The 14,412-nt window shown below is 40.3% G+C and carries 14 protein-coding genes and 1 tRNA gene; 5 read left to right on the forward strand and 10 right to left on the reverse strand.

Annotated features, from left to right (window positions below; all coding sequences use genetic code 11):
- Window positions 1–2: 2 nt before the first annotated feature.
- Window positions 3–470 carry a universal stress protein gene (locus tag NMK93_RS13100; protein ID WP_185213802.1) on the forward strand — a complete coding sequence of 156 codons (468 nt, stop codon included), beginning with the start codon at window positions 3–5 and terminating at the stop codon, window positions 468–470.
- On the opposite strand, the gene NMK93_RS13105 is transcribed toward NMK93_RS13100, so the two are convergent.
- The 5 genes from NMK93_RS13105 to NMK93_RS13125 all read right to left on the reverse strand — a co-directional run bounded on the left by NMK93_RS13105 (window position 467) and on the right by NMK93_RS13125 (window position 5,765).
- A complete protein-coding gene (locus tag NMK93_RS13105) occupies window positions 467–1,642 on the reverse strand; it encodes an RsmB/NOP family class I SAM-dependent RNA methyltransferase (RefSeq protein WP_254527763.1) in 1,176 nt (391 codons plus the stop codon). The genes NMK93_RS13100 and NMK93_RS13105 overlap by 4 nt on opposite strands.
- A gap of 6 nt (window positions 1,643–1,648) precedes the next feature.
- Window positions 1,649–2,977, reverse strand: a complete 1,329-nt coding sequence (locus tag NMK93_RS13110) for an ABC transporter substrate-binding protein (protein ID WP_254771281.1) — start codon at window positions 2,975–2,977, stop codon at window positions 1,649–1,651.
- Entirely contained in the window at window positions 2,907–4,457 is a 1,551-nt protein-coding gene (gene guaA, locus NMK93_RS13115; protein ID WP_185218342.1) for a glutamine-hydrolyzing GMP synthase, read from the reverse strand. Before guaA ends, NMK93_RS13110 begins: the two co-directional genes overlap by 71 nt.
- A 112-nt stretch (window positions 4,458–4,569) precedes the next feature.
- Window positions 4,570–5,247 carry a DUF2807 domain-containing protein gene (locus NMK93_RS13120; protein ID WP_185218800.1) on the reverse strand — a complete coding sequence of 226 codons (678 nt, stop codon included), beginning with the start codon at window positions 5,245–5,247 and terminating at the stop codon, window positions 4,570–4,572.
- 17 nt (window positions 5,248–5,264) lie between these two features.
- Window positions 5,265–5,765 (reverse strand): hypothetical protein, encoded by a 501-nt coding sequence (locus tag NMK93_RS13125; protein ID WP_254527765.1) that lies wholly within the window; start codon window positions 5,763–5,765, stop codon window positions 5,265–5,267.
- A 188-nt stretch (window positions 5,766–5,953) separates the two neighbouring features.
- Here NMK93_RS13125 and NMK93_RS13130 point away from each other — a divergent pair, with 188 nt between their 5' ends.
- Window positions 5,954–6,469, forward strand: a complete 516-nt coding sequence (locus tag NMK93_RS13130) for a hypothetical protein (RefSeq protein ID WP_254527767.1) — start codon at window positions 5,954–5,956, stop codon at window positions 6,467–6,469.
- A gap of 225 nt (window positions 6,470–6,694) precedes the next feature.
- Window positions 6,695–7,336, forward strand: coding sequence for a hypothetical protein (locus NMK93_RS13135; RefSeq protein WP_254527769.1), 642 nt, complete (start codon window positions 6,695–6,697; stop codon window positions 7,334–7,336).
- A gap of 49 nt (window positions 7,337–7,385) precedes the next feature.
- On the opposite strand, the gene NMK93_RS13140 is transcribed toward NMK93_RS13135, so the two are convergent.
- Window positions 7,386–7,467, reverse strand: a tRNA-Leu gene (locus NMK93_RS13140).
- A 317-nt stretch (window positions 7,468–7,784) separates the two neighbouring features.
- Here NMK93_RS13140 and NMK93_RS13145 point away from each other — a divergent pair.
- Complete coding sequence (locus NMK93_RS13145; protein ID WP_185218346.1) at window positions 7,785–8,321, forward strand: hypothetical protein; 537 nt, start codon at window positions 7,785–7,787, stop codon at window positions 8,319–8,321.
- A gap of 101 nt (window positions 8,322–8,422) precedes the next feature.
- Here NMK93_RS13145 and NMK93_RS13150 read toward each other — a convergent pair whose 3' ends face one another.
- The 4 genes from NMK93_RS13150 to NMK93_RS13165 all read right to left on the reverse strand — a co-directional run bounded on the left by NMK93_RS13150 (window position 8,423) and on the right by NMK93_RS13165 (window position 13,483).
- Window positions 8,423–11,464, reverse strand: coding sequence for an AAA family ATPase (locus tag NMK93_RS13150; protein WP_254527771.1), 3,042 nt, complete (start codon window positions 11,462–11,464; stop codon window positions 8,423–8,425).
- 2 nt (window positions 11,465–11,466) lie between these two features.
- Complete coding sequence (locus NMK93_RS13155) at window positions 11,467–12,693, reverse strand: exonuclease subunit SbcD (protein WP_254527773.1); 1,227 nt, start codon at window positions 12,691–12,693, stop codon at window positions 11,467–11,469.
- A 104-nt stretch (window positions 12,694–12,797) separates the two neighbouring features.
- Window positions 12,798–13,073, reverse strand: coding sequence for a SelT/SelW/SelH family protein (locus tag NMK93_RS13160; RefSeq protein ID WP_254527775.1), 276 nt, complete (start codon window positions 13,071–13,073; stop codon window positions 12,798–12,800).
- 14 nt (window positions 13,074–13,087) lie between these two features.
- A complete protein-coding gene (locus tag NMK93_RS13165) occupies window positions 13,088–13,483 on the reverse strand; it encodes a c-type cytochrome (protein WP_185213745.1) in 396 nt (131 codons plus the stop codon).
- A 214-nt stretch (window positions 13,484–13,697) separates the two neighbouring features.
- On the opposite strand from NMK93_RS13165, the gene NMK93_RS13170 reads away from it, so the two are divergent.
- Entirely contained in the window at window positions 13,698–14,387 is a 690-nt protein-coding gene (locus tag NMK93_RS13170) for a prolyl oligopeptidase family serine peptidase (protein ID WP_185218350.1), read from the forward strand.
- Window positions 14,388–14,412 lie beyond the last annotated feature (25 nt).

Here is a 14,412-nt window from a genome sequence, read left to right on the forward strand (position 1 = left end):
TCATGACTACAAAAAAGTTCAATCGAATATTATTAGCTATCGATGAAACCCCTTGTTCCCGTCGTGCCATCGACTATGCAAGAGAGATTGTTGAAGAAATACATCCAGCCCTTGCTTTAGTTACTGTCGTACCTCCCACTTCGCCAACATCTTATGGTGTGGACCCCCTATTGGGTCAACAACCCATTATTGTTCCCGAAGTTTCCGAAATACAGCAACAAGCTTCTCAGGATTTCCTAAATAGGCTAGCCACGGAATTTCAAGGTGCATCTGAAACATTCACTTTCAATCGCGTAGGTGATGTGCGGGATGAAATCCTTCAGGTTGCCAAAGAATGGACTGCGGATTTAATTATCATGGGTAATAATGGAAGAACAGGATTTGACCATTTCCTTTCAGGATCCGTTTCGGAAGCCTTGATCAGAAAAGCTACATGCCCTGTATTGGTCATTCCTTTAAACTGTGATTAGACCTTCACAAATTTCGCCACAAACATAGAGTCTGCTTTCTTATCGTAGCCGATAATGGGCTGCTGTGCAACTAACTGCAAACCCAGCGTATCGGAGATATATTTGCTGACCTCCTCGTTCTCTGCTTCAAAAACCGAACAAGTAATGTAAAGCAATATTTTCCCAGGCTTAAGGAATGGAACGACATGCTTGGCAATCTGTTTTTGCAAGTCAGAGAACCTTTGTAGTTCACTGCTCGTAAACTTCTGCAGCATTTCCGGCGTCCTGCCCCAAGTTCCAGAACCAGAACAAGGTGCGTCAAGGATAATGCCATCGAAAGACTCCTCGCCCATGATATGGTCAACTGGTTTGCTGAGATCCAATATTTTCTTGCGAAAATAGGTTCTCACGTTGGCTTTCTCGAAACGCTCATCTAAATTCCTTAGGATGCTCAAACGAACGTCTGAAACCAAAAGTTTAATATTGGGTTCCTTATCCAATAATAAAAGTGATTTCCCTCCAGAAGCAGCACAGCAGTCCCACCAAGAGCTCCTTGGAACAACCTCTAATTCATTGAGGCTCTGTTGGGATGAAAAATCCTGAACCTCATAATCTCCATCCAAAGATTTGATCTGTTGAAGGTTCGTTCCGTTCGGTAAGGACAGGGTCTGAGCAGAAAGTTCTACAAAGGGAATTTCATTCTTTTCCAAGGTCTTTTTCACCTTACTTTCCATACCCTTTTGGATTCGGATATACAGGTTAGGCTGGACAAAGTGGGATAGGATAAATTCAGTTTTATGGATACTTCCTGAAAGGAATCCTGAAAATGGAAATACCTCATCAAGAAAGTTTCCATATTTCGATTGGATAAAACTCACTTTTTCCTCTAAGGTCAAATTGATCTTATCGGACCAATCAGGCTGGAACACCTGGACAACAGCGGAGCTTTCCTCACATAGAAATTCAGCTATGCTAAGTTTTTCGGAGAGTTCCAGATCAGAAAAGGCTTTTCCTAAACGGAAGAAATTATAGCAGAACCGTGAGTTCATCCTTCTATCGGATGAACCCATTTGTCTGTTATTCTTATAAAACTGAGTTAAGAACCTAGAGAAAGGTTCTTTAAATTGATATTCGTTGATAGTACGTTCGAAGTTGCGAACTTGCTGCTGTACTCTTTTGCTATTGATTTCCAATGCTAATTATTGAAAAGAACCGTTACGGTAGGTCCTTATTTTTACTGCTTGGTTTACATATCCCCAAGTTGGATTGTAATTGAACTGGTAATCGCTGAAGATTCCGGAGAATTTTTCGTCAACTACTTTCTCGGCATATTCTGTACCGTATTTGCTCAACAGGGTTGCGAAGTATTTACCTGCGTCATAACCTTTATAGGCAAAGTCAGAAGGATCAACCTTAAAATTGTTCTTATAGTTTTTCTGGAAATTCTGAACATCGGAACTCCACACTTTTAAGTGGCTCTCAGAGCTGATCGTAGGATCCATACGGTAGAAGTTATCGTATGGTCTAAAGTCAACACGGGACCAAAGCGGGTGTCCGAATAAGCGAATGGCATAGCCTTCAGCCACTTTATCGTCCAAAGCGGTAACCAGCGATCGCAGTTGCGTCTTTTCGGTTGTGCCGCTGATCACAAGTGCGGTTCCTAGATCTGGAATGGTTTGCTTCAATTGCGCTACTGAAGTAACATGAACGATCTTCGCAGTTGGGTTCAATTTCTTGATTTCCTCATCAAATCCAGCGATGAAATTACGGTGATCGGTATCCCTCGCATCAAATACGATGATAACGTCATTGTCCATATATTTTTTCATCATTTCACCAGCGATAGCGCGCATATGGATACGGATCGGTGGAGTTAATGAAACAAGGTTTGCGATATTGAATTCCGTTGGCATGGTTGCAGCCAATGGATTTACCTGTAGGACTTTGGTGTTTTTATTGCCTTTGGCAAAGGAACGGATTTCCTTCGGATAGACTGGACCCACGATCAAACTTGCACTTTCCACTTCTTTAGAAGCTGCAATGCTCAGGTTTTTCATTTCATTATCCTGTGTGTCCATCACCTTGAGATTGAAATCGCCAGGTTTTTTGGCAACTTCATTGACGCCTAACTGGAAACCTTGGTAAAAATCCAATGCCAAAGCAGAGCGCTTCACATCGGCTTCCACCACGTTTTGGTTGGCGATCATATTCAGTTGAAAAGGTAAAAGGAGAGCAATGCTGTTCGCTTGCTCTGATCCTTTTACTTTATCGTCTTTTTTAGCATCCTCTTTCTTATCGCTTTCAGATGGGTTCTTTCCAGGGTCCTTATCTTTATTGCCATATACATTAGGGTTTTTCAAAACGCCACCCGTAGTTTTTGGCGAACAGGAACTTACTGCAAGGACAGCACCTAAGCACAATGCGGCGAGGGTACCTCTATAAATGTTTTTCAAATTATTATTCCCACTCAATTGTTGCTGGTGGTTTTGAGCTGATATCATATACGACTCTGTTGATTCCTTTGACATGATTAATAATCTCGTTTGAAATTTTAGCTAATAAATCATAAGGCAAATGAATCCAATCAGCTGTCATTCCGTCTAGGGAACCTACAGCTCTAAGCGCTACTACGTGTTCATAGGTACGTTCATCCCCCATCACTCCAACTGACTGAACCGGCAAGAAGATTGTTCCAGCTTGCCAAACCTTATCATACCAACCTGATTCTTTCAGGTTACGAATGTAAATGTCATCAGCTTCTTGCAAAATCCGTACCTTTTCTTCCGTAATATCACCTAAAATTCGAATTGCTAATCCTGGACCTGGGAAAGGGTGTCTTCCAAGGATCGCTGGATCAACCTCAAGGGACTTTCCAACACGACGAACTTCATCTTTAAATAAAGTTTTTAAAGGTTCGATAACCTTTAATTTCATGTAGTCTGGCAAGCCACCTACGTTATGGTGTGATTTAATGGTAGCTGAAGGACCTTTCACTGAAATGGATTCAATAATATCTGGGTAGATAGTTCCTTGACCCAACCATTTCGCTTCTGTGCCTTCTGGCAATTCTTTTTGTATTTCTTTCGCAGCCTCATCAAATACATCGATAAATGATGCGCCGATGATCTTACGTTTTTGTTCTGGTTCTGATACGCCAGCCAATCTAGAATAGAAAAGCTCTTTAGCATTAACACCTTTGATGTTTAGGCCCATGTGTTTGTAAGATGCCAATACTTGTTCGTATTCATCTTTACGTAATAGTCCATGGTCCACAAAGAAACAGTGTAGCTTATCGCCAATGGCATGGTGCAATAAAACTGCCGCCACGGTGGAGTCAACACCACCAGATAAAGCCATAATAACATGGTCATTACCTAATTGTTCTTTAAGTTCCGCTACTGTTGTGTCAACAAAAGCATCAGCAGTCCAGTCTTGGGTACATCCACAAATATCGATAACAAAGTTTTTCAATAGAACTTGGCCATCTGTACTGTGCGTAACTTCAGGGTGGAATTGGATACCGTAGGTCTTGCTACCTTCGATCTGATAGGCAGCAACACGTACCTTATCGGTACTCGCAATAATCTTAAAGTTTGATGGAACCTCTTTAATGGTGTCACCATGTGACATCCATACTTGAGATTGGGAAGGTATGCCTTTCAATAAATCATTCTCTTGATCAACAAACTGCAAATTAGCACGACCATATTCACGGATTTCAGATGGAAGAACCTCACCATTGGAATGCTGAGCAATATATTGCGCACCATAACAAACTCCTAATAATGGGAATTTTTCCTGAATGGCTTTGAAGTCTATCTGAGGAGCGTCTTCCTGACGCACTGAATAAGGGCTACCTGAAAAGATCACACCTTTTACAGATCCATCAAATTCAGGAAGGTTGTTGAATGGGTGAATTTCACAGTATACATTTAGTTCCCTAACGCGACGCGCAATTAACTGGGTATATTGCGATCCAAAATCGAGAATGATAATTTTTTCTGACATGGCGCAAAGTTACAAATCAATACACAATTTATCAGAGGAAATGTTAACTTATTGACGTAAAAAAGAAAGCAAGCATTGATTCAATGCTTGCTTTCCTAAAAAATCTTATTTTTTATTGATGGAAAACTATCTTTCCACCGGCAATTTTCTTATCTCTTTTATTCTTAGGGTTTCCATAGACATCAATGGTACCACCCATTCTAGTCTCTACATCAGCAGATTCTGAAGCATTGACCTCAGTTTTTCCACCAGCGTTGACACGTACATATACGATATCTGTCTTCAGGTCCTTTCCATAAAAGTTACCACCAGCTGTAGTCTTGACATTCAACTTGGTCGCAGTTCCCAAAAGGTCAATTGATGAACCTGTATTGGAGGATACATCAACCCCTACCGACTTGATATAGGCCCTGATTTTTGATCCCTCCGTCGCCGTGAAGATCATCGCTTCTTCTTCCATGGCGGTCTCCTCAATATTTACTTCTGAACCTTTCTTGGCAATGATACTGGAAACAGAAGGTGTATAGACCACCACATTGGCCTGATTACCCTGCATAATATAGCTGCCCTTCATCTTTAATCGAAGCTCGCCTTTTGAATAGACCGCTTCAACCTTGTCTGCCAACTCACCATTGATAACGATTTCATGCTTATCACTTGGAACCACACTCACCCATAACCTATCGGTTACTTCCAACACGGAAAATTCATTGATGCTCTGCTTGATCTGAGCCTGCACCGAATGAACTAACATGGACACTGCAAATAATAAAATGTATTTCATCTTCATAACGCTAATATAGATATTTACCTACCTAATAACGCTAATTCGTCCTGAGTATACATATTTGCACCCTTTAAATATTTGTAAATTTTTTCTTTGGTGAATTTATCCGACATTTTATAGAGGTTATTCATTACAAAATCCTTGTCAGATTCAATTTCGTTGTGGTAGCCCAAGTATTTGGGGATATGGTACTGTATACTGAGACGGATAAATCTCAGTTCCACATTGTTAGGGTTGGATTTGAGTTCTTTTTCCAACTTGTTTTTCCCATCCTTGAAATAACTCATTTTTTTGAATGGATTAGAGGTATGTTTGGCCATAAACATATGAAATGCGGCGGCATATCCGCGTTCAACTGGTGAGTCCGCATTTTCTTCCAAGGCTTCCAAATGCCTTTTACACAAATCCTCATCCTTAACTCCCTTGTTAAAATCATTTCGAACGCTGTTCAAATCCAAGTCTTGAGAACGTATCTCATTGGAAATCAACAGAACAATGGCTAAAATCATTATTCTCATCATAATTAAAAATGGTTTATCTCCCATTAATTTACAAAAAACACGCCAAGTAGGATAAATTTTAACACTTTCAACTAAATTTTATTAAACGGAAAACTCATTTTTCCCATATTCAGGAATAAAATTTAACCCAGCGCCAATAATTATTAGTAAATTGTATTGTAAAAATTAAGAACCTAATTAATCAACTTATGGAAAACGATGAAAACAACTTCGGTCAACCGGAAAACATCAACCCGCAAAACAACCCGTATCAAAACTACGATTTGAAAATCGGACCTGTTGCCATTGAATATCTGCGAGAGACTGCGAAATGGACAAAATTCCTATCGATCCTCGGCATGATTGGCATGGCCATTTATTTGGTGGTGGCATTTTTTATGTTCCTATATTTTGTTGGAAATAGTTCGACAAGCCGCGAACAGGTTAATGCTTTCGCCATGATACCTTTCCTACTGATGATGATCATAATGATTGCCTTATACTTCGCTCCGATTTTATGGTTATATAAATTCTCCAAGAACTTACAGGAGGCAATCAATTTGCGCAATTCAGATCACCTGACGACAGCATTTAATTTCCTCAAAAAGCATTATAAGTTCATTGGCATCTTGGCCATTATAATGGTAGGACTGTATTTATTGAGTTTCTTTGGTCTGCTGGCTACAGGTATTCTATCGAAAATGGCTGGAGGCGGGGGATTGTAAGTTTAAATAAAGTATACATAGAAAATATGAAGAAAGAAGAGGTTCAGTAATTGCTGGACCTCCTTCTTTGTGCCTCATACTTGGCATTCCGGCAAAGGAACCTATTGACCAGAATAGATAAAATATAACTCTTGATAACAAAAAAAATCTCTTTAAGAACATCTTTAAAAACATTGATTAAAATTTACTGTTTTATCTACATAGACTTATGATAAACAATAGATTATGAAGACATACATTTCAATTTTCACAAAAGCAATGGTTCTATTCGGCCTCATTGCAGCAAGTTCTTGCCAAAAAGAACAGATCCCTAGCCCTGAAGGCGATCAAGCTAAAGAAAACGCTAAGAACACCAAGGCTAAATTACCAGGTGATGTTTCAGGCACTTTAAAATCGGCTAAAATTTATTTCAACAGCACAACGAAAACTTACACCACGGGTTATGCAGGCGGATTGGATTATAGCACCATGTTCACTCACCCTACAAACAAGTACGATTATCCAGATTACTCCCCTTGGAGCCCTGTAACTGGTCCGGTTACGGGTAAATCCAGCTTTATGGATTATCATTCGGATGGGAATAAATTCGTTGTGGTCTTAGGGACGGTCCCTGGAGGCATGATTTACAAGTATGATGCAAAAAAATACATAGACAGTCTTTCCAAAGGCTATATGCCTAGTGTGAATGGGTTTATTTCAAGGTCTGGTGGTGGTGCCGGTGGATCAGGAGGCAGTGAGGATTTCTATATCGTCCTTTCGGGACAATATGTAATCGACCATTCCTCGCCTACTGGGGTAGCCATTGTAGATATCAATACGAAATTACCGGATTCAAAACCGAAACCGCCAATTGAATCGGTTCAATAAAAAGATCTGAAAAAACGAAAAGCTCATCGAATGATGAGCTTTTCTGTTGTACCCAGGGCCGGGATCGAACCGGCACGAATTGCTTCATTGGTGTTTGAGACCAACGCGTCTACCAATTCCGCCACCTGGGCTTATTCCCTTTGGAACGATGCAAATATAGGTACTCTCGTTTATTTTCCAAAAATAAAATTACTCCCACAGCTAAACTAACTGATTTTTAGTCCATTTATTTTTCAAAAGCCCTCCAAAAACCATCAAATGGTTGCATTAACAATATTTAACATGGATCAAAATAAACCATTCCCCCACTTTTTCATCTTACCAATAAGCAAAACGAAAAAGGACAGACACAATCTTGAATCCGTTAACATTCTTTAACTAAACTCGATTTAAACGTTTGCCTCCAGATTTGCTCAAAGAATAAAAGGACAATAAAAATAGATAGACTATGAAAAAGATATTAACATTTGCTGCTTTATTTGCTGGATTAAGCTTTGCAGCTTCTGCTCAGACACAAGATAGCGTAAAGAAAGATAGATCTGAAGTACGTCAGGAGATGAAACACAGGAAACATGTTCGTGGCGGTGATAGAATGGGTAAAATGACAAATAAAACCCCTGAAGAGATCGCTAAGATGAAAACAGATCGCTTGGACAAGGAATTGAAGTTTACTGATAAACAAAAACAAGATGTTTATTCGTACAACCTAGACCAAGCAAAGAAATGGAAGGAAAAACAAGAAACTAGAAAAGCTGATCGCGAGGCTCGCAAGAATGAAATGAAAGCTGAGCGTGATGAGTTCATGAAATTGTTGACCCCTGAACAGCAAGAAATATTAAAGAATAAAATGGCTGAAAACCGCAAAGGCAGAATGGACCGTGGCGACAGAACGCAACATCGTCAGATGAAACGTAGGGATATGGACCGTAAGCCGGTGGAAAAACCAGCGCAAGAGACTACAAGCGTAGAAAGTTCAAATGGATAAATAGTGATTAAGGTTTTTTATTAGTTAGTGGTTATATGTTTAATTGATGAAGGTCCCGTGCTTACGGGACCTTCATATTTTATGCTATATCATGAAATTCATCAATTCCATGATGCTTTCACCTTACTTCCCAATTCCTGATCTTTCTCCACCGAAACAGACCTCGGAATCCGTTCCTTCAATTCGTCGACATGGGAGATTATCCCCACTACCCTATTTTCATGATGTAAATATTGCAGGGTATCAAAAACGGTATTGATGCTTTCAGAATCTTGGGTACCGAATCCCTCGTCAATAAAGAAGAAGTTTCTGTCTGATTTATTCAGGGACTGAATATTTTCAGCCAACGCTAATGCTAAACATAGTGAAGCCTGGAAACTCTGCCCTCCGGATAAGGTCTTCACAGAGCGTCTATAGCCGTTATTGAGATAGTCGATCACCTCAAACTCATTGTTCTCGTTGATGGTAAGGCTAAGTTGGTTTCTGGTCAACCGATGGAAACGGTCATTTGCCATTTCGCACATCTGCCTTAAGTGGATGCTGGAAACATAATTCACAAATCCATTTCCTTTAAACAGGTTCTCCAGAACCTTTAAATTTGCAGCTCTAGCATTCAGTTGATCAAACTCTTCCATTAACTTCTCTTTCTTACCTATCTCTAAAGTCAGGTGAGCTAATTCTTTTTCTAATCCGCCCGTCAATGACAATTGCAGTTCAAGCTCCTCTTTTTTAAATTCAAATAACTTGCTGCTTGTTTCCAATTCCTCTTCGGAGAAATCTCTATCTTTCAAGAACTCTCTTAACGAGTTGATCTGAGTCTCTAGGACCTCCAATCTTACGTAGAACTGTTGAATTTCCTTACGCAACTGCTCCACTGGCATTGGCCTCTGAATAATATGCTGCACTTGGGTAATGTCTGCAAACTGATATTCACGCAATAATTTGGCAAGTTGTTCCTGCCTTACCTTGATCTGCTTGTTGAAATTGCTCAACTGCTCTTTCGCAGCACTATATTGACCAGCGATCTCCGCCAGTTTTGTCTTGTAAGTATTTAGTTTTTGGTTCAGGGTCAAATAATCACCCTCAATCTGTAAAATCCGTTGGTCAAGGTGCAACTTCAATCTTTTCAACTCTTCAAGATCAACTTCAGTGAATTCCTCAAAATTCAATTGCTGAAGCGAGTTCCTACTGTGCAAACTTACCCCCTTCACAACGGCTATCTCAGCTTTGATGCTATCCAGTTCCTTCTCAAATTTCTGGATATTCTCCCTGCTCTTTTGCAGATCTAAACGCATCTGCTTGATTTCAGCTTCTAGACCTGAGGTAATCTGTTCACTTTGCTTAACACGCTCTTTCTGAGCCTCGAAAGCATCTGTGTCTTCTGAGGAATAGCCAGACCATGAGAATGCTGACAGATGCTCATTCAAATTACTGGAATGCCCATCATTATCTTTCTGCAACTGTTCTAAACTTGTCCTTTTGGTATAAAGGGAAATACTGGTCCTTGTCAGCTGTTCTTTTAGCTTTTGAAACTCAGTCCTTTTTCCATCCAAACTATATTTTTCTTGCGTAATTTTATTCAGCTCTTCCTGCACATGTGTTGCCACCATAGGTTCAGGATGATCTAACGCCCCACAAAGCGGACAAGGCATACCTGACTGAAGCTCAGTAGCAAATCGACTCAATTTCGCTTGAACCTGCAGATGGGTCTCTTGCTCCCTCAACTTATTCAGATCGTTTTCAATCAATTTCAGCTCATTCCCTATCATCTGCTCCCAGTTGTCCTCGGTATAACCCAACTTATTGAACTGGCCTTGTTCTACCTCTGCCTCTTGGGTCAATTGCTCCAACAGTTTATTAGAATTTTTCTGTTGCTGTTCGATGGTATCCTTCTTATGGTACCATTTTTCCATTTCAATCAATTGGGAAGTATCGATTTTCTCTGATTTCAAAGCCTCTAGCCTTTCCTCAGCCTCTTCCAACTTCTTGGCAAGATTGACCTCAGCTTCTTTCGTTCTTTCTACAAAAGGAGTTCCCTTTGTCAATCGCGTTTCCAGTTCCTTTTCCTTCTTATCATTCTCCTTGATCTGGATCAGCCTTTTATAATCTTCGGTTTTAGCCCTGAATACATTGAGATTAAGGTAATCATGCTGAACAGAAGCTATTTCCTTCTCAACGACATCGATCTCCCGCACCTGACGTTCTTTAACCACCTGAAAATTCTCGATCTTATGGATCAGGGTCTCCCTTTCCACATTTAATGATTGTAGATAATTCAAAGGCTCCTTAAACGCCTGAGAGGTTCTTTCATATCGATTGACCTCAGCTTCCTGCTGCTGAACCCGCTCCTTTTTGCTATTCAGCTCATTGAACTGAGCCTCTTTTTGATGCAGTTCAATACCTTTATCCCTATATTCCTGCAAGGACTGAACCTTTTGTTGCAGCTCTTGATAATCAGTTCTTGTAATCTCAAGCGTCTTTTTAGCCTCCTCGACCTCCAGTTTTTTCTGATTGAGAACCTCCGTTGAAATGCTTTCAAATCCTGACAGAGCACCTTTTAGATTTTCGAGCTTCCTATTATTGCCAGCCTGTAGAAAACCAACCTTAGGACCAAGATCAAATTTATTGAGGTAAAAGATCTCCTTCATCATTTCAGAACGGTCCTTACCCTTCAATTCCAAAAACTCCTTAAACTGACCTTGTGGAATGATGATGGTCCTTCTGAAGTTTGCATAGGATAAATTGGTTACCAAGGCTCCATCAGCAGATTCCATAGGCACCCATTCTCCAACAATCCATTCATAGGCGGTACGTTCAATCGGGGTGGTGTCATCAAAATTCTTTCTTCGTCTCCATTGAGCAACAAATCGGAATTTACGCTTTTCAAAGTTCAGGAACTCAAAGACTATCATCGCTTGATTAGACTTTAGGTTCATCATATTATAAGCGCGCTTATCCGTCTTATTCAGGCGTTCAGTATCACCATACAGCGCAAAACTGATTGCTTCCAATATGGATGACTTTCCAGAACCAACCTTACCGAAGATTCCAAATAACCCCGCTTCCGTTAATTCTGTAAAATCTATAGATTGTTTTTCTTGATAGGAATATAACCCTTCAATACTTAAAAATAATGGCAACATACTTAATCTTCTTTTTCTAAGGTATTTGCTGCGACCTCGTTAAATAGGGTCATTAATTCTTCATTGGGCTCCTGTCCATATTTCGATTTGAAATAATCCTTGAACAGGTCCTTCATATCTTGATCCAGGTTTACACTTGGCCGCCCATTTTGCAACTCCTGTTTTTTAGTCAATACTGGGATGACATGGATAATGCCATTGTGAGCTTCATGGACACGCTTTAGATCACTCGAACTTAAAAAGTTATCAGACTCCAAGGTTAGCTCTACTAAAACACTGGGATTATCGTGCAACCATTTAACGGCCTCGTCAATATCATTGAACCTTACTCGCACCAATGGTCGTCCTTTCTCCAGATGCACGGTCCTATACTGGGCAATTCTATTAGGCTCCAAATCAACGATAATAACCTGTTTAGTTTGTCCACTTTCGGAAAAAGAATAAGCTAATGGACTCCCTGGATAGATCACAGGCGCTGTTCCCTGCCCAATTTCATGGAATTTATGCAAATGCCCCAAGGCGGTATATTGTATCTGCGAAGGGATGCTGTCAGAATACACCAGATCAGCAAAACCTAGGCGTAACGGTTTTTCACCTTCAGGCTCCTCCAATACCTCAGCACCTCTTTTCAACATATAAAGATGCGTGGTCAATAAATTAACCCCATAAGTATCACAATATTGATCAGCAGTATCCTGCCACTTCTTTTTCAATAACTCCTGTAACTGACTTGCCTTATCCGTATCTCCCAAATATTGCTTCAATCGGATCTCATTAGCAAATGCAGTACTCAAAATCCGAATGGGATAATAATACTTAGGCAGCTTAATCTCCAAAAAGCCTTCATCTACCCGGATCACATCGAAACTGCCTTCTACGGTAATTGGATTGATCTTCAGACTGGGTTGTCCAAAGAAGAATATCCCCAATTCCCTGGCCAATGAATCCGGCGAATCAATACGATCCGGCGAATCATGGTTGCCGGCAATGGCAATAACAGGTCTTTTCCCATTCTTGGAAAGACGTTTTAAAGTTCGATAAAGTAATTCGGTTGCTTCTACTGGGGGATTAAAAGTATCATAAAGATCTCCAGAAACGACAACAAGGTCAACTTCTTCGCGGTCGGCAATCTGACAAATTTCTTCCAAGACTTCTTTCTGCTCTTCGATCCTAGAAAAGAAATCAAGCTTTTTACCCAGATGCCAATCTGCTGTATGTAATATGCGCATTTACGATAAATCTGTTATGGTGAAAGTTAAAAATACAGATTTTTCTTTTTGTAAAGGGTTAAGAAATGTGAAAGATTTAGCGTCTTTACCCGCTCTCGATTACCTTAACGATCGGAGTGACCAAGGTCTTTTTCGGGATTAACCCTATTGCGAACCAATTGCTTAAGTTCTTTGATTTCCGGGAAACGGCTTTCGCGTTTTCTGTCAAAAATTATTTCATCATCCACGAAAACCGTGTAACGACCACTGATCTCGCTAGGCTCCAAATTTACCGAGTGCAGGTCATCAACAAAAGTGGTCAGAAGCTCCTGAGCCATATAGGCAGCCCGGAGCATCCAACCACATTTGGGACAGTAAGTTATGCGAACTGTTGCTTTCAATAGATTAATACAACTTATTGTTTAACAACAGTAAACGCTTCGGTTTTTCCGTTATGACAGGTATTACAGGATATATTGTAAACCACCCCATCATAGGCATGCTTGAAATGTTTTTTATTGATCTGTTTAGTCATTTTGATCATATGTCTCGCAATATCTTTCTTCGGATTCGCATCTGAAGCAAAGTCCAAACCTTTCTCACCGTTAGGCTTAGGGGCATGACAATGGTTACACTTCACGCCTAATGCCATATTGAAAGATTTCATGGTGCTATCCAACTCTTCATGGCTGATGTTCTTTGGAAGTACTTTTAAATTCTGAGGTCTTTCCTCCTGTCCCCCAATATGAAATGCACTCAAGCCAATGACCAAGGCAAATAAACTTAACAGTGTGATAGCTTTTCTCTTCATATCTCTTTGATTTTTAATGGTACAGCAATTTAATAAAAAATACATAGAATTGTAATATAAATGTCATGAAAAAATATAGAACACTACACAACAAGCACTTATAGCACAGCATTTGGTTTAAAACTTCTTTGTTTTTATCTTGCGAGCCTTGATTTCTAACTGATTCAAGCCGGCTCGAAGCCTCTCTTCTTGCCAAAAACATGAAACGATAGCTATGTACAAACATTTTTTGCTCTTAACCTGCTTTTTCTTGGCGATGACCTTATCATCTTCTGCCCAACTAAAAGCGATTAAATCCAAAACAGGGTATTCCTATTGGGTGAGAACTCCAGAAAACATCGAAAAGAATGAAAAACTGCCCGTTATTGTCTTTTTGCACGGCCGAAGCCTTTCAGGCCATGACTTAAACCGTGTTAAGCGTTACGGCGTATTAAGGGCAATTGAAAGAGGAAAAGACCTTGAAGCCATTATCGTTGCGCCTCAGACCTCCAATGGCTGGGATCCAGACAAAGTTATCGACGTATTGGATGCCGTTCTTAAGGACTATCCAGCTGATGAGCACAGAGTGTATGTTTGCGGCATGAGCATGGGTGGCTATGGCACCATGGATGTTGCCGGAAAATACCCAGACCGATTTGCGGCAGCAGTCGCTATCTGTGGCGGCGGAACCGTGAGTTACGCCTGCAACCTGACCCAAGTCCCGCTGTGGATTCAACATGGAAGTGCCGACCGCGCTGTCCCGGCTTCTGAATCCAAAAAGATCTACAATGCCATCAAAAAATGTAACAAAAACGCCGATGCAACCCTCACCATCATACCAGGTGGAACCCATGGAAGCGTTGAACGATTATTCCATGGAGAAAAGATTTACGACTTCATGTTCAAACACAGCAAAGGCTCTTAATCAATATTTTGAGATAAAATAAGTT

Origin of the sequence: Sphingobacterium sp. LZ7M1 (genome assembly GCF_024296865.1) — a bacterium.
Taxonomy (GTDB): Bacteria; Bacteroidota; Bacteroidia; order Sphingobacteriales; family Sphingobacteriaceae; genus Sphingobacterium.